This is a genomic window from Pseudoalteromonas sp. BSi20652 (assembly GCF_000239855.1).
Classification (GTDB): Bacteria; Pseudomonadota; Gammaproteobacteria; order Enterobacterales; family Alteromonadaceae; genus Pseudoalteromonas.
The window spans coordinates 1-20,716 of record NZ_BADT01000055.1 but is presented as its reverse complement, the minus strand read 5'-3'; the positions used below and the strand labels follow the sequence as shown (position 1 = coordinate 20,716).

General features: G+C 39.6%; 22 protein-coding genes and 1 pseudogene. 14 read left to right on the top strand and 9 right to left on the bottom strand.

What is annotated here, in order from left to right; translation table 11 throughout:
• From lptE to lipA, 12 genes and pseudogenes are all read left to right on the top strand, one after another.
• Positions 1-492 carry an LPS assembly lipoprotein LptE gene (lptE, locus tag P20652_RS13290; protein WP_008166888.1) on the top strand — a complete coding sequence of 164 codons (492 nt, stop codon included), beginning with the start codon at positions 1-3 and terminating at the stop codon, positions 490-492.
• Complete coding sequence (gene holA / locus P20652_RS13295; RefSeq protein ID WP_008166886.1) at positions 492-1,529, top strand: DNA polymerase III subunit delta; 1,038 nt, start codon at positions 492-494, stop codon at positions 1,527-1,529. Before lptE ends, holA begins: the two co-directional genes overlap by 1 nt.
• Before the next feature lie 21 nt (positions 1,530-1,550).
• Positions 1,551-2,186: a nicotinate-nucleotide adenylyltransferase gene (gene nadD / locus P20652_RS13300; protein WP_008166884.1), complete on the top strand. Its 636-nt coding sequence runs from the start codon at positions 1,551-1,553 to the stop codon at positions 2,184-2,186.
• A gap of 55 nt (positions 2,187-2,241) precedes the next feature.
• A complete protein-coding gene (rsfS, locus tag P20652_RS13305; protein ID WP_008166883.1) occupies positions 2,242-2,559 on the top strand; it encodes a ribosome silencing factor in 318 nt (105 codons plus the stop codon).
• 37 nt (positions 2,560-2,596) lie between these two features.
• Positions 2,597-3,067 carry a 23S rRNA (pseudouridine(1915)-N(3))-methyltransferase RlmH gene (gene rlmH, locus P20652_RS13310; protein WP_002958522.1) on the top strand — a complete coding sequence of 157 codons (471 nt, stop codon included), beginning with the start codon at positions 2,597-2,599 and terminating at the stop codon, positions 3,065-3,067.
• A gap of 8 nt (positions 3,068-3,075) precedes the next feature.
• A complete protein-coding gene (gene mrdA / locus P20652_RS13315) occupies positions 3,076-4,944 on the top strand; it encodes a penicillin-binding protein 2 (protein WP_033017193.1) in 1,869 nt (622 codons plus the stop codon).
• The gene (gene rodA / locus P20652_RS13320) at positions 4,941-6,047 is read left to right on the top strand and encodes a rod shape-determining protein RodA (RefSeq protein ID WP_008166879.1); all 1,107 of its coding nucleotides are present in this window, start codon (positions 4,941-4,943) and stop codon (positions 6,045-6,047) included. Before mrdA ends, rodA begins: the two co-directional genes overlap by 4 nt.
• Positions 6,047-6,810: pseudogene (locus tag P20652_RS13325) on the top strand (septal ring lytic transglycosylase RlpA family protein). The gene rodA and the pseudogene P20652_RS13325 overlap by 1 nt, the downstream one beginning before the upstream one ends.
• A gap of 313 nt (positions 6,811-7,123) precedes the next feature.
• Positions 7,124-8,287, top strand: coding sequence for a serine hydrolase (locus P20652_RS13330; RefSeq protein WP_008166875.1), 1,164 nt, complete (start codon positions 7,124-7,126; stop codon positions 8,285-8,287).
• Between the two features lie 175 nt (positions 8,288-8,462).
• Entirely contained in the window at positions 8,463-8,741 is a 279-nt protein-coding gene (ybeD, locus tag P20652_RS13335) for a DUF493 family protein YbeD (RefSeq protein ID WP_002958517.1), read from the top strand.
• Between the two features lie 19 nt (positions 8,742-8,760).
• Positions 8,761-9,414 (top strand): lipoyl(octanoyl) transferase LipB, encoded by a 654-nt coding sequence (lipB, locus tag P20652_RS13340; protein WP_008166873.1) that lies wholly within the window; start codon positions 8,761-8,763, stop codon positions 9,412-9,414.
• Positions 9,411-10,376, top strand: coding sequence for a lipoyl synthase (gene lipA, locus P20652_RS13345; RefSeq protein WP_008166871.1), 966 nt, complete (start codon positions 9,411-9,413; stop codon positions 10,374-10,376). Before lipB ends, lipA begins: the two co-directional genes overlap by 4 nt.
• Positions 10,377-10,456: 80 nt before the next feature.
• Here lipA and P20652_RS13350 read toward each other — a convergent pair whose 3' ends face one another.
• On the bottom strand, positions 10,457-11,743 hold the full coding sequence (locus tag P20652_RS13350) for a VCBS domain-containing protein (RefSeq protein WP_033017198.1): 1,287 nt from the start codon (positions 11,741-11,743) through the stop codon (positions 10,457-10,459).
• Between the two features lie 255 nt (positions 11,744-11,998).
• Here P20652_RS13350 and P20652_RS13355 point away from each other — a divergent pair, with 255 nt between their 5' ends.
• Both P20652_RS13355 and P20652_RS13360 read left to right on the top strand, forming a co-directional pair.
• Entirely contained in the window at positions 11,999-12,238 is a 240-nt protein-coding gene (locus tag P20652_RS13355; RefSeq protein WP_002958513.1) for an RNA-binding protein, read from the top strand.
• Between the two features lie 162 nt (positions 12,239-12,400).
• Complete coding sequence (locus P20652_RS13360; RefSeq protein WP_008166867.1) at positions 12,401-14,020, top strand: M28 family metallopeptidase; 1,620 nt, start codon at positions 12,401-12,403, stop codon at positions 14,018-14,020.
• A gap of 36 nt (positions 14,021-14,056) precedes the next feature.
• Here the strand turns inward: P20652_RS13360 and P20652_RS13365 are convergent, their stop codons facing one another.
• From P20652_RS13365 to P20652_RS13400, 8 genes are all read right to left on the bottom strand, one after another.
• Positions 14,057-15,004, bottom strand: a complete 948-nt coding sequence (locus P20652_RS13365) for a PDC sensor domain-containing protein (protein ID WP_033017192.1) — start codon at positions 15,002-15,004, stop codon at positions 14,057-14,059.
• Between the two features lie 233 nt (positions 15,005-15,237).
• A complete protein-coding gene (locus tag P20652_RS13370; RefSeq protein ID WP_008166863.1) occupies positions 15,238-15,444 on the bottom strand; it encodes a calmodulin in 207 nt (68 codons plus the stop codon).
• Between the two features lie 95 nt (positions 15,445-15,539).
• Positions 15,540-15,746, bottom strand: coding sequence for a hypothetical protein (locus P20652_RS13375; protein ID WP_008166862.1), 207 nt, complete (start codon positions 15,744-15,746; stop codon positions 15,540-15,542).
• 169 nt (positions 15,747-15,915) lie between these two features.
• Entirely contained in the window at positions 15,916-16,128 is a 213-nt protein-coding gene (locus P20652_RS13380) for a calmodulin (protein WP_007585535.1), read from the bottom strand.
• An 882-nt stretch (positions 16,129-17,010) separates the two neighbouring features.
• On the bottom strand, positions 17,011-17,226 hold the full coding sequence (locus P20652_RS13385; protein ID WP_002958506.1) for a TIGR02450 family Trp-rich protein: 216 nt from the start codon (positions 17,224-17,226) through the stop codon (positions 17,011-17,013).
• 80 nt (positions 17,227-17,306) lie between these two features.
• Positions 17,307-17,660, bottom strand: coding sequence for a cupredoxin domain-containing protein (locus P20652_RS13390; protein WP_008166860.1), 354 nt, complete (start codon positions 17,658-17,660; stop codon positions 17,307-17,309).
• Between the two features lie 20 nt (positions 17,661-17,680).
• Positions 17,681-19,927, bottom strand: a complete 2,247-nt coding sequence (locus tag P20652_RS13395; RefSeq protein ID WP_008166859.1) for a heavy metal translocating P-type ATPase — start codon at positions 19,925-19,927, stop codon at positions 17,681-17,683.
• A complete protein-coding gene (locus P20652_RS13400; protein ID WP_008166857.1) occupies positions 19,917-20,360 on the bottom strand; it encodes a MerR family transcriptional regulator in 444 nt (147 codons plus the stop codon). Before P20652_RS13400 ends, P20652_RS13395 begins: the two co-directional genes overlap by 11 nt.
• Between the last annotated feature and the right edge of the window lie 356 nt (positions 20,361-20,716).

The following is a 20,716-nucleotide window of genomic DNA, read 5'->3' as shown; positions in this document are numbered from 1 at the left end:
ATGGCTGCATTTAACGCCATTAAAAATGGACTAGCCTTAGTGCTAGTCTGTTTTTTGTTATCAAGCTGTGGCTTTCATTTAAAAAAAGCCTCTAGCTTGCCTGATAACTTAAAACAGCTAACACTTGTAGGCGATGACGAAAAATCGACTTTATTCACTGAGCTTAAAAAAGAGCTTAAAGCGAGTAACGTAGAGTTAGTATCGTCAGCTAAAGATAAAGCCCAATTGTATTTACGCAAAGAAAGCATTGAACGCCAAACACTTTCGCTGTTTCAAAACGGCCAAGTTGCTGAATATGAGCTCGCTTACGGCGTATCGTATGTAGTTAAACGCCCAGGCGAAAAAGCAATCGAAAAACGTTTTGAACTTTATCGTAATTACCAAGATGACCCTGATAATGCATTAGCTAAAGCTAAAGAACTTGAGCTACTTATTAGCGAAATTCGTGGTCAAGCAAGTCGCCGTATTGTTAGAGAGCTGTCGCAACTATAATGCGCTGCTATGCTAATCAATTATCAAGCGAGTTAAATAAAGAGTTAAAGCCTTTTTATTTAGTCTTTGGTGAAGAGCCTTTTCAAGAAGCGCAGTGCGTACAACAAATTCGCGACGTTGCCAAGCAACAAGGGTTTGACGAGGTAATTAAGTTTACCTTAATGCAAGGATTTGATTGGCAAGAAATTATAGCTCAATACCAAAGTATGTCGCTGTTTAGCGCACGCACTATTATTGAGCTTGATTTAAACCAACAAAAACCAGGTGTTATTGGCAGCAATACCTTTAAAAAAGTGGTTGAGCTGGTTAACCCCGATACTATTTTAATTATTAAAGGCGCTAAAGCCAGTCAAGAAGTACAACGAGGTGCTTGGTTTAAAGCCCTTGATAAACTCGGTGTATTTGTACCTTGCTACCCACTTACGGGCTCACATGTAAAACGATGGTTGGACGATCAATGCCAACGCTTATCACTTAACATGCAAAACGATGCAAAAGTAAGCTTAATAAATGCCACTGAAGGCAACTTATTAGCCTGTTTTCAGGAGCTTGAAAAGCTCTCTCTATTACACGGCAATGCATTAATTACTCAGCAGTTAGTAATGCAAGGACTGTTAAACCAAGCCAAGTTCGATATTTTTGATTTAAGTGATGCGCTACTAAATGGTCATGCCGAGCAGGCTATAAAAGTATTAAATAAACTTGCCAGCGATAACACCGAAGTAGTGAGTATTTTGTGGGCTATCACCAAAGAGCTCAATACGCTTATTAGTGTGCAACTTGGTTTATTAAATGGCGAACCCATCGCTAATTTGTTTAAGCAAAAAGCAATTTGGAAAAACCAACAAGGCCCAGTTCAAAATGCTATTAACCGTTTAAATATGCACACGCTGGAGCAGATAAATAGCGATGTAGCTTTGTTTGATGCCAGTTACAAGCAAGGTAATTTAATTGCCCCTTACCAAGCGCTTGCTCATATTTGTATTAAATTTTGCCAGCCACTCAACATTCCTATGCCGTGCCACGCGGTTAATTAAAAAATAGCTAGCAGGTATTAAATGATCGCAATTTTTGGTGGCACTTTCGACCCAGTCCATTTAGGTCATCTAAATATGGCGCAGCAATGCGTTAATGCGTTTAATTTAGATACGCTTTATTTTATGCCCTGTGCACTCCCCGCTCATAAAGCAGCTCCAGGTATTAGTACGCAGCACCGAATTAATATGCTCAACGCAGCTATTGCACCTTATCCTCATTTTGAACTCGATTTAAGAGAACTTAATCGAACCGGTCCATCGTATTCACTGCTTAGCTTGCAAGAACTTCGTAAAGAAAACCCCACTACACCTATTTTATTTTTAATTGGTATGGACTCATTTAACAATCTCGATAAGTGGTTTGAGTGGAAGGCAATAACGCAGCTTTGCCATATTCTGGTGTATCAGCGCCCAGCTCAACATTGCACTGTAAAAGGTGAGCTTAAAAGCTATATGCAACACGCAAATGTCGGCGAAGTAGCAGCACTTGAACACTCACTTGCAGGTAAACTTTATTTTTTACCGGGTGAAATGCTCGATGCGGCCTCAAGTTCAATTCGCAAACAGCTGAAAAAAAGTAATAAAAAGAATGAACTATTGCCCGATGCAGTGAGTCATTACATAGAAGTACATCAGCTCTATCAAATTGATGCTTAAAAACTCCTAGCGTGTTAAAATACGCGCCATTAAATTTTTAAATTGAGACAAAACCTTGGATTCAAAACAACTACTCGCCTTTGCAATGGATAAAATTGACGATATGAAAGCACGCGACATCGTTCATATTGACGTAACAAAGACATCAGATATTACAGATTACATGGTAATTTGTTCTGGTACTTCTAAACGTCACGTGCAGTCAATTGCCGATCATCTAGCAAAAGAAGCGCGTCATGCAGATTCAGAGCCATTAGGTTATGAAGGTGAAAGCGATGGCGAATGGGCACTGGTTGATTTAGGTGATGTGGTTGTACACGTGATGCAAAGCGAAGCACGTATCTATTACGATCTAGAAAAACTGTGGAGCTAAACGCTCACTTATTTTAGACAATGCTTGGAAGTAATACGTGAAAATACAAATGATTGCTGTTGGTACAAAAATGCCAGCATGGGTAGAGACGGGATTTGCAGAGTATCAGCGCCGTTTCCCTAAAGATATGGCCCTTGAGTTAATTGAAATTCCAGCCGGAAAACGTGGTAAAAATGCAGATATAAAACGTATTTTACACATTGAAGGTGAAAAAACATTAGCGGCTATACCAAAAGGCAATCGTATTGTAACGTTAGAAGTAACAGGGAAAGCACTCGACACACACCAGCTTGCAAAAAATATGGAAAAATGGCAACTTGATGGCCGCGATGTAAGTTTACTTATTGGCGGACCTGAAGGGCTTGCTCCAGAGTGCATCGCAGCCTCTGAGCAAAAATGGTCGTTATCTAATTTAACATTGCCGCACCCTTTAGTGCGTATCATTGTTGCAGAGAGCCTTTACAGAGGCTGGAGCTTAAATAACAACCATCCCTATCATCGCGAGTAAGCCTTGCCATGCTAAAACATAGACCCACTATTCGTGACCACTCCGCAGAAGCAAACTTATTTGCTAGGCGAGCATTCGTGGGTTTTGTTTTTGTATTAGGATTAGTCGCTGTATTACTTTCTAATATTTATACTATTCAGGTACAAGATCACCAAGACTACCAAACTCGCTCCAACGATAATCGTATTAAAGTTATTCCTATTGCACCCAATAGGGGCTTAATTTACGACCGAAATGGCGTATTGCTTGCTGAAAACAAGCCTGTTTACAACCTTGAAGTCATTCCTGAAGAAGTTGACGACCTTGACGAATCGCTTGACCAAATAAGTAAAATAATTGCGATTACAGAGCAAGATAAACAAGACTTTTTAAAAGATATAAAACACACCCGCCGTTTTAAATCACAAGTATTAAAAGCCCGCTTAGACGAAACAGAAGTGGCGAAATTTTCGGTTAATCAACATAAATTTCCTGGCTTTAGTATTGAAGCACGCCTTGCTCGTTATTACTCATTTGGCGATACACTTACCCATGCATTGGGGTACGTTGCTAAACTTAATAGAAAAGAGCTAAACCAATTAGAACAAGAAGACCGTGCAACTAATTACCGCGCTACGCACGATATTGGTAAACTCGGATTAGAAAAATACTACGAAGAAACACTGCACGGAAAAGTAGGCTCACAACGCGTAGAAGTTAATAACCGTGGCCGTGTAATTCGCACTCTAAGTATGATCCCTCCTCAACCTGGTAGCGATTTAGTGCTGACCTTAGACGTTGGCCTCCAACAAATAGCACAGCATGCACTTAAAGATATGCGTGGTGCTGTTGTCGTTATGGATGCAAAAGATGGCGGCGTGCTGGCACTTTATTCAAACCCAAGTTACGATCCAAACTTATTTGTGCACGGCATTAGCAGCAAAAATTATAAAGCGCTGCTTAACCAAGACCGTCCATTAATAAACCGTACTACGCAAGGTCGTTATGCGCCGGCCTCTACAGTAAAGCCCTTAATGGCTGTATTAGCGCTTGAAGAAAATATAGTAAATGAAACAACAACCATGTGGGATCCAGGCTTTTTTGAAATACGAAACGTAGAGCATAAATGGCGTGACTGGAAGCGCTGGGGTCATGGCCACGTTGATGTATACAAAGCCATTGAAGAATCGTGCGATACTTATTTTTACGATGCCGCTTATAGGCTTGGTATTACTAAAATAAGCGATTTTATGGCCCGTTTTGGCTACGGTGATTTGTCTGGTATTGATATTCACGAAGAAACTACTGCTATTCTACCTTCAAAAGAATGGAAAGAAGACCGCTTTAAAGAGTCTTGGTGGCCTGGTGACACAATTTCGGTAGGCATTGGCCAAGGTTACTGGACTGCCACACCAATTCAAATTGCAAACGCGACTAATATTTTGGTTAATCGTGGTATTAATCATCCACCTCATTTGGTGCAAGTGATAAAAAAAGATAACGACATAACGCAAATTAACAACGAAGAAAAACCCCCTGTTATTTTAGAAGATCCGCGTCATTGGCAAGTATCGTTAGATGCAATGCATAACACAGTTCAAAAAATATCGGGCACAGCCCACAATGCATTTAAAGGGACTAACTACGACTCGGCTGGTAAAACAGGTACCGCGCAAATAGTGAGTATTGCCCAAGGTGAACGCTACGATGCAGACTCTCTGAAAGAGCGACAACGCGATAACACAATTTATGTAGGCTTTGCACCTTACAGCGATCCTAAAATTGTGGTGTCGGTTGTATTAGAAAACAATCACGGCGGTATTCAAATTGCTCGCCAACTTATGGATTACTACTTTGCAGCCAATCCCGTTAATCTAGCAAGGAACGATACACCATGACCGCTTTGCACGATAAACGTTCTATTTGGATGCGTATGCACCTAGACCTACCACTACTTATTGCATTACTTATAATGATGGCTGGTAGCATAATGGTTGTTTACAGCGCCAGCGGTCAAGAGTCTTCTATGATGATCAGGCACATGACCCGTATGGGTGGTGCGATTGTGGCTATGATTGTTTTAGCCCAATTTTCACCTGCCACATTAAAACGCCTAGCGATCCCACTTTATTGTATTGGTTTACTTATGCTAGTGGGTGTACTTTTATTTGGCGTAAGTTCCAAAGGCGCACAGCGCTGGTTAGATTTAGGTATTACACGGTTTCAACCTGCTGAATTAATGAAGCTGGCAGTACCAATGACTGTTGCATGGTACATAGGGCGCAATCACTTACCTCCTCGGCCAATGCACTTGATTATTGGTTTTATGATTGTCATGCTCCCTACGTTATTAATTAAAGAGCAACCCGATTTGGGTACAGCTATACTTATTGCAAGTTCAGGTATATTTGTGTTGTTTTTATCGGGTTTGAGCTGGCGATTAATTGGCTTTTTAAGCTCAATGGTAACTCTTGCTGCGTGGCCATTTTGGCACTACGGTATGCACGATTATCAAAAGCAGCGTGTACTCACCTTTTTAGACCCTGAGAGCGATCCGCTTGGTTCGGGGTATCACATTATTCAGTCAAAAATAGCAATAGGCTCTGGTGGTGTTGAAGGTAAAGGTTGGTTACAAGGTACACAATCACAACTAGAGTTTTTACCTGAACGCCACACCGACTTTATATTTTCGGTGTTAAGCGAAGAGTTTGGTTTATTTGGCGTATGTGTTTTACTTAGCCTCTATTTATTTATTATTGGCCGTGGTTTATACATTGCTGTTAATGCACAAGATGCATTTGGTAAATTGCTCGCAGGCGCACTCACTCTTACCTTTTTTGTGTACGTATTTGTAAACATAGGCATGGTATCGGGTTTATTACCTGTTGTTGGCGTACCACTACCACTGATTAGTTATGGCGGCACATCAATGGTAACGCTCATGGCAGGATTTGGCATTATTATGTCAATCGCGACAGATAAAAGGATGCTTTTAAAATAATGCGACACACTAATCAATTTATATTTACCACGTTTTTAATTTTGCTTTTAAGTGCGTGTAGTAGCGGTTCTAGTAGCCGCTATAGCATGCGTCATGATTCAGCACCTCTTAGAGCCCCGACTACACTTGAGATGCAAGACGCTATAGTCACCGAAGTAACTAAAAGTGCTAGCGCTAGCCGCCCATACACTGTGCTTGGTAAAAGCTATTCGCCCATGCTTGATGAGACGGGTTATAGTGAGGAAGGCATTGCCTCTTGGTATGGTCGTAAATTTCATGGTTACCACACTTCAAATGGTGAAACCTACGATATGTTTGCCATGACTGCAGCGCATAAAACGCTGCCGTTACCTAGCTTTGTTAAAGTAACCAATACAGCAAATGGTAAGTCGGTAATCGTTCGCGTGAACGACCGGGGCCCATTTCATGACGATAGAATAATTGACCTTTCGTACGCAGCCGCTTATAAGCTTGGCTATTACACCCATGGTACAGCAAAGGTTAAGCTAGAGGCCGTTACGCTTGCGGGCGCAACTGCGCGTCAAACCTATATTCAGGTAGCTGCAGGTAGTACACTTGCTAATATTGAAGCGCTTGCCAGCACATTGCGAGAGCAATACAAATTACCAACAAATATCGTTCAAAAAGACGATATTTACAGACTGCATTTAGGGCCAATAAAAGACACCCCTCATGCAGACGAAGTATTAAAAAATTAAAACAAAATCAATTTCAAAACGCGTTCTTGCTTTACACTCAGTAAGACTAATACCCAAACTATCCCAGGATGCAGAATTCAGCGTTGCACTGGGGCTTAATATCTAGGCGCTACTTTGCAGAAATGGTAATCCCTTTTAAAAAGTAACAACGCAGAGAGTAAGCTCCAGTAAAACGCCCTAAGGGTTAGTTTAAAAACAATTTATACTGCGTCATTGATTTGAACAATAGAGTAACTATTATTTGCAATCAATGCCTTGCCTAAATTGTTTTTAATTCCAACGACGCTCGCATCTCGGAGTAGTTTGGGTATAAAATGACGTAACGCGAATCTTTAACTTTAACCATTAATGAGTATGATGAAATCTATTAAACATAAAATCCTCAAAGGTGTATGCGGCCTAGTTTGTACAGCCGCCGTATTTTCAGCCAGCGCCCAAATTATTCCGGCACCACCTCAAGTTAATGCAAAAGGTTATTTTTTAGTCGACTTTACAACAGGTAAAGTAATTGCTGAAGGTGAAGCTGATACACAGCTAGCACCAGCAAGCTTAACTAAAATGATGACCAGTTATGTAATTGGTACTGAAATTAACGCAGGTAATATTGCCCCTACAGATATGGTAACGGTAAGCGAAAAAGCATGGGCTAAAAACTTCCCAGAATCTTCAAAGATGTTTATTGAAGTAGGTAAGCAAATTAGTGTTGATGAGCTTAACCACGGTATCATTATTCAATCAGGTAATGATGCCTGTGTAGCTATGGCTGAGCATATTGCTGGAAGCGAAAGCGCCTTTGCTGATCTAATGAATGCACACGCTGCTAAATTAGGTATGAGTAACAGTCACTTTATTAACAGCCACGGCCTTGATACCAACGAGCACTTCACGACCCCACGTGACATGGCAACACTCGGCGCTGCACTTATCCGTGATGTACCAGAAGAATATGCCATCTATAAAGAAAAGTCATATACCTACAATGGTATTAAACAATATAACCGTAACTCATTATTATGGGACGAAAGCTTAGATGTTGACGGTATTAAAACTGGCCATACATCAGAAGCTGGCTACAGCCTAGTTACCTCAGCCACTAAAAACGATATGCGTTTAATTGCTGTTGTTATGGGTACTACCAGCGAACGTGCTCGTAAAGTAGAAAGTAAAAAACTACTTAACTATGGTTTTCGTTTTTATGAAACAATTACTCCTTACAAAGCAGGCGATAGCTTTGCAGAACAACGCATTTGGATGGGTAACAAAGAAAATGTATCTTTAGGTATTTTAGAAGATACACCGATTACTATCCCACGTGGTCAGCATAAAAACCTTAAAGCTAACTTTGAGCTAGATAATACGCTTGAAGCACCACTTGCTAAAGGTACTAAAGTAGGTACGTTATTCTTACAACTAGAGGGCGAAGATATTGCTCAATACCCACTAGTAACACTTGAAGAAGTGGAAGAAGGCAGCTTCTTTAGCAAAATTTATGATTACTTACGTTTACAGATCATGCAGTAATTTATAGCTCCCCTATTAACTAGGGTAACTAATTTAAACGTCTCCACTGTGAGGCGTTTTTTTTTGCTTGAAAAATGTTAGAATGCGCCCCATATAAGCAAGACTGCTAATTGCCTATCTGTATTAAGCTTCAAGCTTGCATAGAGTCCACACTTTTGTATGAGGAGTCACCGTCGTGGTTCAACCTGTTAAAGATACTAAATTTGATGAGTACCTAGAGTACCCTTGCCCATTTACATTCAGAATAATGGGTTTAGCTAATGTAAACTTAACTGATCAAATTTTAGCTAAGTTACAACCAATAGCACCTGGCGATTACGCCCCTAAAGTAAAACCAAGCAGCAAAGGTAATTACGAGTCAGTAAGCCTTGTAGCAACAGTTACTAGTGGCAAACACATTGAAGAAATTTACAACGTGATCAGCAATATTGATGACGTACGCCACATGCTTTAAGCCATAGTTGAGATTTGTTGTGAACGAAAACACTTTGATCGTACGCCAACTGGGTCGTCAGCGTTATATGCCAATTTGGCAAAAAATGCAGGACTTTACCGACACCCGTGATGAAAATACGCCAGATGAAATTTGGCTTGTAGAGCACGAGAGTGTATTCACCCAAGGTCAAGCTGGTAAGGACGAACACTTACTGGCTCCTGGCGACATTGAGGTGATTAAAGTTGACCGTGGCGGGCAAGTAACTTACCACGGCCCTGGCCAGCAAATGATGTATGTATTATTTAATCTACGTCGTTTAAAAATTGGTGTACGTGAACTGGTTACATGGCTTGAAGAGTGCATTATTGAATCACTCGCCGAGTATGGTATTGAAGCTTATGCTAAAGCTGATGCACCCGGTGTTTACGTTAACGACAGTAAAATTGCATCCCTTGGTTTAAGGGTTCGTCGTGGTTGCTCGTTTCATGGCTTAGCATTAAATGTTAACATGGACCTAAGTCCATTTTTACGCATTAACCCATGTGGTTATGCGGGCATGAATATGGTGCAAACTAAAGAATTAGAGGGTCCTCAAAACCTAGAAAGTGCGGGTAAAGGATTGGTGAAACACATGATCAAGAAGCTTAATGCAACACAGGTTAAGCATACTGAAGGGTTTGAAAACGAATGAATAAACCAGTCAAAATGGAACCAGGTGTAAAACTACGCGACGCAGAAAAAATGGCGTTGATACCAGTAAAAGTTTTACCCACAGAAAAAACTGAAATGTTGCGTAAGCCAGAATGGTTAAAAATTCGCTTACCTAAATCAACCGAACGCATTGACGGCATTAAAAAAGCGCTACGTAAGCATGGCTTACATTCGGTATGTGAGGAGGCTTCGTGCCCTAACCTATCAGAATGTTTTAACCACGGTACAGCTACCTTTATGATTTTAGGTGCTATTTGTACTCGTCGTTGTCCATTTTGTGATGTTGCTCATGGTCGCCCATTAAAACCTGATGCCACTGAGCCTGAAAAGCTAGCACTTACTATTAAAGATATGAAGCTAAGCTACGTTGTAATCACCTCGGTTGACCGTGATGATTTACGTGATGGTGGTGCTCAACATTTTGCTGACTGTATTCGCGAAATCCGTAAGCACAACCCGACTATTACTATCGAAATTTTAGTACCTGATTTTCGTGGTCGTATGGACCGCGCACTAGAGATATTAATCGAGACGCCACCGGATGTGTTTAACCACAATCTTGAAACTGCGCCACGTTTGTACAAACTAGCTCGCCCAGGTGCTGACTACAAATGGTCATTAGAATTACTTCGCCGCTTTAAAGAAGCTCACCCAGAAGTTAAAACTAAATCAGGCTTAATGGTAGGTTTAGGTGAAGAAATTAGCGAAATTGAAGAAGTGCTTCGCGATTTACGTGCACACAACGTTGACATGCTAACAGTAGGCCAATACCTACAACCTTCTAAGCATCACTTACCGGTTAAGCGCTACGTGCCACCAGTAGAGTTTGACGGCTTAAAAGCGTATGCAGACGAAATTGGCTTTACTCACGCGGCTTCTGGCCCGTTTGTACGCTCAAGCTACCATGCTGATCAACAAGCAGCGGGTAAAGAAGTGAAGTAATCACTTTTCTCAAAGAATAAAAAAAGCCGTTAATGATGCATAATCATTAACGGCTTTTTCATGCTAATTGATAAAATAGCTTACTGCGCTAACTTACCTTTTGTGATAGAAAAATCAGCAAACCTAACACGTTCTTCATCAACTCGAAGACTGTCGGTTTCAACAATTGAGCGGTATATTCCCCACTTAGGACGAGCAAAATCATCATCATTAAAGCCGCGCCACATATCTATGTTTTGCTCGCTTATATTAAATATCTCTGCGTTGTCGCTTAAGCGCGTTAATGTCATATCAAGCTTACCACTTTCACTAAATGTAGCTTGTACAAATACCTCGACCCATTCATCTGTAATTAAAGACCAGTCGGTTTCAATTAAGTTTTTATCAAGACCCGTGCTGTTACCGTTTTCATCAAACCCTACGCTATATCGAACCTGTAGTTGATTACCTGTACTATTTTTTTGCGCACCCGAGAGCGTAATAATAGGCTGATCATCGTTGCCATTGGTGTTGTCGTTGCTATCATTTCGGGCTTTTATTTGAAAAAAATGGCTAAACTTACTCGTAAGCTCAAGCTCGCTACTTACTTTAAATTTCCAGCTGTATTGAAATGTCTCGCCCTCAAAAGCCAGCGTTTCTTGTGGTGATTTATCGTAGGTTTTTATTTCGTTACGTTGCCTGTCACTCACACCTTTGTCTTTATCTTGATCATCATCTCGATGGGCTAAAAACACAAAATGGTTACCAATTATCGTATCGGTATCTTCAATAATATGAACAACACTTTCATGATTGCCAGCGTATAAGTCTGGAGCTTCAATTGCCCCTTCGCCGAATGCATTTTCAATAAGTGTATATGCGTCAAGCGCAGAATCTACACCATCTGATTGCAATAAAACCTGTGATATTTTCTCAAAGTCATCAGCTTGAGCTATTGGTGCACCAACAATTGTTATGATAATTTGTGCGCCAGTACCATCTACAGAGTTTACTGTTATTGTGTCTTGCAGTGTTTCACCTTCACTTAAAGATGTTATTGAAGCGTTTAAATCATCAAATGTGTATGACCAATCTCCACCAGCATTTAAGCTAAAAAAACCATAGCTTGTAGCGCGATTTTCTTGCGCTACAAAAGCAGCCTCACCGGATTGTTGATCAGTAATAGTTAACGAGCCTGTTATTGCATCATTATTATCACTAATAACTTCGCCTCGGCTATTACCACCAATTATTGCAGGAGTTTGTGAAGTAATCGCTTCATTATTTTGCACCGCAGAATCAGAGCCAGAGCTGCCACAACCAACAACTAAACAAGATAGAAGTGCGGTTGTAATTACATTACACAGTTTAAGATTATATTTAGACATTGTTAGTTCTATGGTTAATAGTAAGTTAATAAAATACAAATTTACCAATTAATTGTGCAAATAACCACAATTCAATTACCAATTAATATTACCAATTTACTGATATTTCAAATTTAATTATAAAATCTATTATTTTCATAGTGATACAAATAATTATTTCTATAGAGTGTTTATTTATATTTGTTTTAAAATAAAATTAGGTTAAACCTGAGTTACTTGAGATAATTAATACTGACATAATTATTTAGGTTCATTATGAAACTATTAGTTCGTAACTTGTCTCGTGCTACCACTGAGCATGAGCTTCGTACTTTATTTGCAGAGCACGGTAAAGTGACTACCTGTAACTTGGTACTTGATAAAGAGACTGGCCAATCTAAAGGTTTTGCCTTTGTAGAAATGCCAAACGACATAGAAAGTAAAAGCGCAATTACTGCACTTAACCAATCTACTGTTGATAAAAGTAAGATCCGCGTGAAATTAGCGGATGCTTAAGTAATTATTTATTACTTAAAGTTAAAAAACCAGCTTACGCTGGTTTTTTACTAAGGGCTGTTAATTAATCTGCAATTGAATGAAAAGTTCTCTATAAAAATTCGACATCGCTGCGGTGCTTCCTTTATATTGAAAGCCTAATAAAATAACAATATGAAAACTATGGCATCTACTCTTATAAAAAGCGTTAGCCTAAGCTTGCTAGTTGCACTCTTTGGCTGCTCAGAGCCTGCAAGCGAGAAAACTCCATTAGAAAATACAGCCGGTGTAAGCCTTAGCAATATTAAACAGCATATTAAAACGCTAGCCTCTGATGACTTTGAAGGCCGAGGCCCGCTTACTCATGGTGAAGTAAAAACGGTCGGTTACTTGAGCGAGCAATACGAAGCGCTGGGTTTAACCGGTGCTTATAAAGGTAAATACTTACAGCCTGTAAAAATGGCAATGGTGACAGCTAATCAGGATATGCAGTTAAAGGTAGGTGATTTGAGCTTTGAATCAGGCAAAGACTTTACCGCACGTACCGAGCAACTTCAGCCATTAATTGATGTAAGAAGCTCTGACGTTGTATTTGCGGGCTACGGTATTAATGCACCAGAATATAACTGGAATGACTATAAAAATATTGATGTAACTGGTAAAACAGTGGTTGTGCTAGTTAACGATCCAGGCTTTGCTACTCAAAACGATGCCCTTTTTACTGGCAATGCAATGACCTACTACGGTCGCTGGACTTATAAATATGAAGAAGCGGCTCGCCAAGGTGCAAAGGCTGTATTTATTGTTCATGAAACAGCACCTGCGGCATATCCTTGGGGCGTAGTTGAAAGTTCAAACACAGGTACTAAATACACGTTAATGGATAACAACTTAAACGCGTCTAAATTACCGGTTATGGGCTGGCTAACACTTGATGCGACTGAGCAAATGTTTAACGCCGCAAAGCTTAACTATCAAGATTTAAAACAAGCAGCATTAAATGATGACTTTAAAGCGACGCCACTTAACTTAAAAGCAAACCTTGCCTTTAAAAACGAAGTATCACATGCAAAATCGCATAACGTAGTTGCACAAATTACAGGAAGCGAATCACCTGACGAATACGTTGTTATTAGCGCTCACTGGGACCACTTTGGTACTAAACAAACCGATACTGGCCCTAAGATTTATAACGGCGCAGTAGATAACGCTTCAGGCACTGCAGCCACGCTTGAAATAGCACGCATCATGAGCAAAATAAACAAGCAAAAACCATTCAAACGCTCAATTATTTTTGCTAACTTTACAGCAGAAGAAACGGGATTAATTGGTTCTGAAGAATTTGCATCGGGTGCGGTTGTACCTACAAAACAAATGGTCGGTCTATTAAATATTGATGGCATGAACGTGCTTGATGGCACTGACTACATTTTACAATACGGTAAAGATTTATCGACAATGGAAAACTATTTAGCAAAGGCTGCAAAATCACAAGGCCGTGTTGTTAAAATGGATCCTCGAGCGCAAAATGGCTTATTTTTTAGATCTGATCATTTCTCGCTTTCTAAGCAAGGCGTGCCTAGTTTATTATTTATGAGCCTGGGTGATACCGATCCTGAGTACATTGCGCATAAATACCATAAAGAAGCAGACGACTACTCTGCTGATTGGTCGTTAGGTGGCGTTAAGCAAGATATAGATCTTATTGTTGATATAGCCACACAGCTTGCAAACAATGGCGATTGGCCAAAGTGGACGAGCGAGTCTGACTTTAAAGCCAAACGCGCGCAAGATAAGCAATAAATCACTATTAAATAGTTATGTAATATAAAAATCCTCCTACTTGGAGGATTTTTGTTTTAAACGAGCCCGCATTAATAGCGTTTCGGCCTTTGCCCCTAAATAAACATAAATAGCTAATGCAATTAAAAGCCCCACTACTGCAAGCATCATCGCTATTGCAGGCATTAAATATTCCGATTGCCCCAGCGCCGCTTTAAACATAGTTAACAGCGCCTCAATTGATATAGCAATTAACACGGTAGATATAAACCGTGTAATAGTGCGCCGCGTAGATGAGTGCCTAAAAATATCCTTATGCATAAGGATTTCTTCTTCGAGTATTGTTTTACCTAAATCAAATACTGCTAATGCCAAGGTGATGTAAATAATGATACTAAAGGGTTCAAGTGGGTCTGATGAGGTATCTACATGGGTTAATAGCGCGTATATATCACTAAAAACGATATTCAGTAAAAATAATACTAAGCAAAATAAGCACGCCACAATAATACCGTAACCCGCTTTGAAGTAAGGCGACATATTAGCGCGCGCAGTATCACCCATTACAAACTCAATAAGCTGCGTTAAGCTCACATCAACGACCAAGTAATGTTGATTATTAACCGGTTTTTTTAGCTCTTTAATCGCTGATATACATAAATGGTTAGTCGCTATAGAAATATAGGGATCAGTAAAGCACACTCTATCACTTGTTTTAGCGTTCAAAAAATAGGGGCGCTCGCTTAAATCTTGTTGATTACCACTCTCACCTAATTTTTTGCTATATGCCCGTTTAAAGCAGACATTATTACCCTGCTGCAAACCTTCTGCATTTAAACAATATTGTAATTCTAAAAATGGGTACTGCTTAATCAGATAGCGGGTATCACGCTCTTTAGTTAATCCGTCCTCAATACTCATTAAAATAGATTCAAGTAAACTGTGTATTACATGCTCATATTCGTGGTAGCGCTCAACACTACTGATATAACTCATTCGCGCCATTTTAAATACTCATTAACCTAAGTTATAAATAGATTTGCAAGTTTAAAACCAATAATAAAATAACTTAACAATCAGCAACTTAATGATATTCAAACTCGAGTTTTGCACTAATTTGGTGACTAAAATGTAATATATCAAATTAAATGCACAAAAAAACAGCTAAGTATTAATTATTTAGCTGCTTTGTGAGTATGTCTGGTAAGGCTTTACGACTAACTTAAATATAGAGCTTATTACTGAACCTTCGAAAACTCTTCTTTAGATAGCTCGCCATTTCTATCTACATCTAATTGATCAAAAAGCTGCACTAGTTGCGAGTTTACTTGGGCTTCTGTTTTACTAATTACGCCGTCGCCATCTGCATCAAAAGAATCAAAATCTACCGCAGCAAACGCCGCTGAAGAAGAAGCAAGGGCTACAAAAGCTAGAGTTGTTTTCATAATCGTTTCCTTAGGCTATGGGCCTGATTAGGGGTGACCTGATTAGAGGTAAGAAGTCCTTTTCAAAGATCCTTTAGGAGTAAAGTGTTTATAAATTAATATTCAAAAAAATCATTTTCTGTCGGACCACCGCTACTTTGAACATTCAGCTCGTCAAATTGCTCTATCACTTGCGCCGATTCTTCAGCTTGGCTAATTGAAGCGTTGTCGTCTGCGTCGAGTGTTTCAAAGTCTGTGTTTGCAAATACTACTGACGAAGAAACAATAGCCATAAGTACAAATGTTGATTGTAGCTTTTTCATAATTTAATCCTTCAAAAGTATGCGGTGTCCTAAATAAATTTGCTCTATAGTGTTCTCTAGTCACTTCCTGGTTATTCTTTTTAGTAGGCTCCCTTGCCTACTTAGATTGTCTTTGGCAACTCAGAATTTAGATAACATTACAGAGCATTAACTGTTTAAGGCTTTAATTTTAGGCCTTAGAAAACTCATCTTCAGATAGCTCACCATCTTGGTTTGTATCGAGTTCTTCAAATTTACTTAAAAGCTCAGCATCCACTGATGCTTCGGCTTGGCTGATTGCGCCATTACCATCTACGTCTAGCGTATCAAAATCTGTTGCTGCAAAAGCCGCTGATGAAGAAGCTAGCGCCATTAGTACTAATGTTGATTGAAATGTTTTCATAATAGTATTCCTTCATTGGGTTGTTACGATTAAGGCCTTTGGCTTTAATCACGTTTTGCTTAATACACTCTAGGTATTACAACTTCGGTGCCACTTTTTATTTATTATTTAAAAACAATGAGTTAAACGATATAAAGCGAGAAAAGCTTAATTTGGGGAGGTGTTATTGTTGCTATTTAGCAACAGCCATTTAATTAAAAACAATAAACCATTATAAATCAACTGGTTAAGTTTAATTAAAAAGACACACTTTGGCTAAAAAGCCAATAAAGGGGGCGTTTAGGTTAGCCTTCAAAATAAACTGAATATGAACATGGAAATTACATAGGATTTATTCGCGGCTACTAAATAATTAATTTATTTTTAATCAGTAAGTTACATTATTTTTTGAGATTTATTATAAAAATTTTGGAAGGATATTTTGAAATTAACTGTTTTGTTGCAAAATGGCGAATTTCTCAGAAAGAATGTGATATATGAGCTAAGTTATAGCATTGAGTTCATAACTTAATGCGCCGTAAAATATAGGTTCGCTTGAGTTAAGCAAACCTACATCGTGTGCCAGCTATCTGCAAAAGTGCCGCTATTAGGGCGTGTTGATCTTTGGTGGGTGAATTTGCAGCAGTATGTTTGGTTTTTAGGCAAGGCAGAGCCTATGTAGTGTGGTTATTCCCCATAAATAGGCGATAACGCAGCATAAATACCAAACATGCACTGCCCTTTGGGTTCTTTCTAGGGACGATCAACTCTTTGTTGCTCGGTTTTTACTTAGCCCACTAGGTTACAAACCTCGCGCCGCGATTTAATCGCCCCTAGATTGAACAAATTTCAATCCACAAAGATCAACACGCCCTAGTGGGAGGTAAAGTATATAGATTTAAACTACTTCCACCCTTGTAGCCACTTTTGGTTATCTTTTAAATCTCGCCAACTAATTGGATACTGATTTTTTGACATAACAGCCTCAGTAATACATTCAATTACATTGCCATCTTCATCAAATTCCACTTCAACAATAATGAAGTGTTTTTCTTTATTTATAGCTGGTGTTGCGGTCCATTTACTATTCAATAATTTTTTAGGGTTTAGTTTATTCATTGAGTATAACGACTCCTACTCATCTATTTATACAGCTTATATAAGGCAACTATACGACCCCAACACCTACTTAGCTCAGATTACTGGGCAACTAGCTTGCCTTTGTACATTTGCATTTGGCAATAAAAGTCGTATTCACCGGCTTCAAGCGCGGGTAGTTTAACCGTATTGCCATCACCCATTGCCAGCGTTTTACTTATATCAAGCTGTGGAAATACCGCTGTTTCGGCGCACGGCGCGCTGTCTTTTCTATCAAAGGTAAGTACAACCTCTTTGTTGGCTGCCACTTTAATGTGTCCTGGCTTATAAACACCGTTATCAACGACTATTGTTACTTTGTTGTCATCACTTTGTGTTTGCTCTGGTTTGTATAGCCAAAACCAATAAATAATTGCGGCTATTAACAGTGCACCACCTATATTAATCATCAACATAATGTACTCCTTAGCTTAAATTACGATTTATTTGGTTTGAAAAAACGTAAGCGATTAGCGTTACTTACCACTGTAAGCGATGAAAGTGCCATAGCTGCACCGGCAACAATAGGGTTAAGTAGTATGCCAAAAAATGGATACAACACGCCGGCTGCAATCGGAATACCCGCCACGTTATAAATAAAGGCACCAAATAGGTTCTGTTTAATATTTGAAATAGTTGCATTACTCACTGCAATTGCATCAGCAAGGCCATGTAACGAACCACGCATTAAGGTAATGTCTGCACTTTCTATTGCAACATCGGTACCTGTGCCAATTGCAAACCCTACATCTGCTTGCGCAAGTGCGGGCGCATCGTTAATACCGTCACCTGTCATACCCACTATTTCACCGTTTGCTTGGCGCTTTGTTACTTCGTTTACTTTATCATCGGGCATTACTTCTGCAATAAAGTCATCAATACCGACTTGCTTAGCAACGGCTTGTGCAGTGGCTTTGTTGTCACCTGTTAGCATAACTAGGTGGATACCTTTATCTTGCAGGCGTTTAATAGCTTCAACTGAATCCTCTTTAATAGGATCTGCTACTGCAATAATAGCTTGGAGCTTATTATTACTTGCAAAATACATGGGCGTTTTAGCATCACTGGCAAGTGTTTGAGCTTGCTCAGTTGCATCATCAACGGCTACATCGTATTTATCTATTAGCGCTTTATTACCAAACAACAATGTTTGCCCGTCAACACTGCCAGTGACACCTTTACCTGTAATTGCGTTAAAGTCGGCTACTTTACTTAAAGCTAAGCCCTGCTTTTTAGCGTATGCCGTAATTGCTTGGGCCAGTGGATGCTCTGAGCTACTTTCAAGGCTTGCAACACGTTGCATTACTGTATTCTCATCACTGTTATTAAAGGTAACTACATCGGTAACTTGCGGTGTGCCTTGAGTAATAGTGCCTGTTTTGTCTAAAATCATGGTGGTGATTTTAGATGTTGTTTGCAGCGACTCACCATTTCGAATTAATATTCCTGACTCTGCGGCTTTACCAATACCCACCATAACCGACATAGGGGTTGCGAGTCCTAGCGCACAAGGACAAGCAATAATAAGTACAGTGGTTATTGCAACAACAGCATAAGCAATTGATGGCTCAGGTCCAAAGTTTAACCATGCAAGGCCTGCAAGCGCCGCAATAATCATGACTGTTGGTACAAATATTCCTGATATAACATCAGCTAAGCGTCCTATTGATGGCTTAGAGTTTTGTGCACGCTTTACCATATTGATAATATTAGCCAGTGTGGTTTCGCTACCAATGTGCGTGGCTTTAAATAATAAAGTGCCACTTTTATTAATACTTCCAGCAACGACTTTATCGCCCGTTTTTTTGCGGACGGCCATTGGCTCACCAGTAAGCATTGACTCATCAACCGTACTGCTGCCTTCAATAACATCGCCATCCACAGGGATTTTTTCACCCGGGCGTACGCGTACTTCATCATTTTTTACAACATCACTAATGTCGATGTCTTGCTCTTGCCCATCGCGAATTACGCGTGCAGTTTTTGGTTGCAGGCCAATTAAGCGTTTAATTGCTTGTGAGGTGCGCCCACGTGCTTTTAGTTCAAAAGCGAGCCCTAAACTAATTAAACCGATAATCATCGATGATGCTTCAAAATATACGTGTCTTGCGACTTGTGGTAATAAGTTTGGTGCTATTACCACAAACATTGAATACAGCCACGCAGTACCTGTACCAAGCGCTATTAATGTATCCATATTGGCAGCATGGTTTTTGAATGCCTGCCATGCACCGTTGTAAAATTGTTTACCTGATATAGCCATAACCACAAGCGTGACTATGCCCACTAAAAACCAGGCTATTCGTTGTGTGTCGGTGGTCACACTCATGTCAAAAATAAGCCCGTATATCATTAACGGCGCACCGACCCCTAACGCTAATATCATATTACACATTAGCTTTTTATAATGTGCCTCATCCGACTTTGCTTTTTCATCAAGTGCATCTTGATCAGACTCGTTACTCATTGGCTTAGCTGAATAGCCAATGTTTTCGACTGCTTTAATAAGCGTGCTTTCGCGGGCTTTACCTTCTACACGTACAGTACGCTGTGCAAAGTTCATTTCCACGTTTTGCGCGCCTTGCACGCTATTAAGGGCTTTTTCAATTTTAGCCACACAACTGCCGCAATTAGCGCCTTCAATAATAAAGTTCTGCGCGGTGTCTTTTGTATTAGTCGTCATTACGCTGCTCCTTATTTGCAGAATCGTTTATTGGATCAACAAATGATTCTATTAAACTACACACGGTACTGGCATTTGCACCATCGGCTGATGTATCCCATTGCTCAAGCGCTGCATGCATTCTGTTTCGTAGTTTTAATGTTTCTTGAAATAGTGCTTCGGTTTCTTCTAGGCGTTTAGTAATAAGTTTGCGCGTTAACGGACAAGGACAATTCCCCTGCTCTGACTCGCCTATAATGTGTTGAATATCTTTGAGTGAAAAACCAAGTTGACGAGCGCTAATAATAAACTTTAAACGCTGCTGGTCTTGCTTTGTATATTCTTGATAGCCATTTTCTTCACTGCGTATTGGATTAAGTAACCCAACACGTGTGTAATGACGAACAGTATCGGCAGTCACAGCCATTAATTTGGCGAGTTGCTTAACATACATAATTTAGCCCCATGGTTATTTCATAACTAAATAATAAACCTAGGTGCAACACATAGGTCAACAACTGTTTTAAGTGATTAAGATAATGACATAAGCATAATTAACTTAAACTGATTTAACTAAAGAGGGAAAAATACATAATGTAGTAAACATACTTTGTTTGATTTGCTAAGAGCCGGTTTAGCCCTTACTTTACGACTTTAAAGTTTGAACTTTTAACTTTTTATGATGACGGGAACTAGTTTATATTTTTTAAATCAATATATGATTATTCTGGCATTTAAAACGTAACTAACATGGTCTTCTGAAATAGTAGATTATTTATGTTCTAAAGCGATAATAAAAGCCAAATAAAT

What these genes read in the sequence shown, in the direction of transcription:
- lptE (WP_008166888.1), top strand. Translation starts at nt 1, where the DNA reads ATGGCTGCATTTAACGCCATTAAAAATGGACTAGCCTTAGTGCTAGTC.
- holA (WP_008166886.1), top strand. Translation starts at nt 492, where the DNA reads ATGCGCTGCTATGCTAATCAATTATCAAGCGAGTTAAATAAAGAGTTA.
- nadD (WP_008166884.1), top strand. Translation starts at nt 1,551, where the DNA reads ATGATCGCAATTTTTGGTGGCACTTTCGACCCAGTCCATTTAGGTCAT.
- mrdA (WP_033017193.1), top strand. Translation starts at nt 3,076, where the DNA reads ATGCTAAAACATAGACCCACTATTCGTGACCACTCCGCAGAAGCAAAC.
- rodA (WP_008166879.1), top strand. Translation starts at nt 4,941, where the DNA reads ATGACCGCTTTGCACGATAAACGTTCTATTTGGATGCGTATGCACCTA.
- P20652_RS13330 (WP_008166875.1), top strand. Translation starts at nt 7,124, where the DNA reads ATGAAATCTATTAAACATAAAATCCTCAAAGGTGTATGCGGCCTAGTT.
- lipA (WP_008166871.1), top strand. Translation starts at nt 9,411, where the DNA reads ATGAATAAACCAGTCAAAATGGAACCAGGTGTAAAACTACGCGACGCA.
- P20652_RS13350 (WP_033017198.1), bottom strand. Translation starts at nt 11,743, where the DNA reads ATGTCTAAATATAATCTTAAACTGTGTAATGTAATTACAACCGCACTT.
- P20652_RS13355 (WP_002958513.1), top strand. Translation starts at nt 11,999, where the DNA reads ATGAAACTATTAGTTCGTAACTTGTCTCGTGCTACCACTGAGCATGAG.
- P20652_RS13360 (WP_008166867.1), top strand. Translation starts at nt 12,401, where the DNA reads ATGGCATCTACTCTTATAAAAAGCGTTAGCCTAAGCTTGCTAGTTGCA.
- P20652_RS13365 (WP_033017192.1), bottom strand. Translation starts at nt 15,004, where the DNA reads ATGGCGCGAATGAGTTATATCAGTAGTGTTGAGCGCTACCACGAATAT.
- P20652_RS13370 (WP_008166863.1), bottom strand. Translation starts at nt 15,444, where the DNA reads ATGAAAACAACTCTAGCTTTTGTAGCCCTTGCTTCTTCTTCAGCGGCG.
- P20652_RS13375 (WP_008166862.1), bottom strand. Translation starts at nt 15,746, where the DNA reads ATGAAAAAGCTACAATCAACATTTGTACTTATGGCTATTGTTTCTTCG.
- P20652_RS13380 (WP_007585535.1), bottom strand. Translation starts at nt 16,128, where the DNA reads ATGAAAACATTTCAATCAACATTAGTACTAATGGCGCTAGCTTCTTCA.
- P20652_RS13385 (WP_002958506.1), bottom strand. Translation starts at nt 17,226, where the DNA reads ATGAATAAACTAAACCCTAAAAAATTATTGAATAGTAAATGGACCGCA.
- P20652_RS13390 (WP_008166860.1), bottom strand. Translation starts at nt 17,660, where the DNA reads ATGTTGATGATTAATATAGGTGGTGCACTGTTAATAGCCGCAATTATT.
- P20652_RS13395 (WP_008166859.1), bottom strand. Translation starts at nt 19,927, where the DNA reads ATGACGACTAATACAAAAGACACCGCGCAGAACTTTATTATTGAAGGC.
- P20652_RS13400 (WP_008166857.1), bottom strand. Translation starts at nt 20,360, where the DNA reads ATGTATGTTAAGCAACTCGCCAAATTAATGGCTGTGACTGCCGATACT.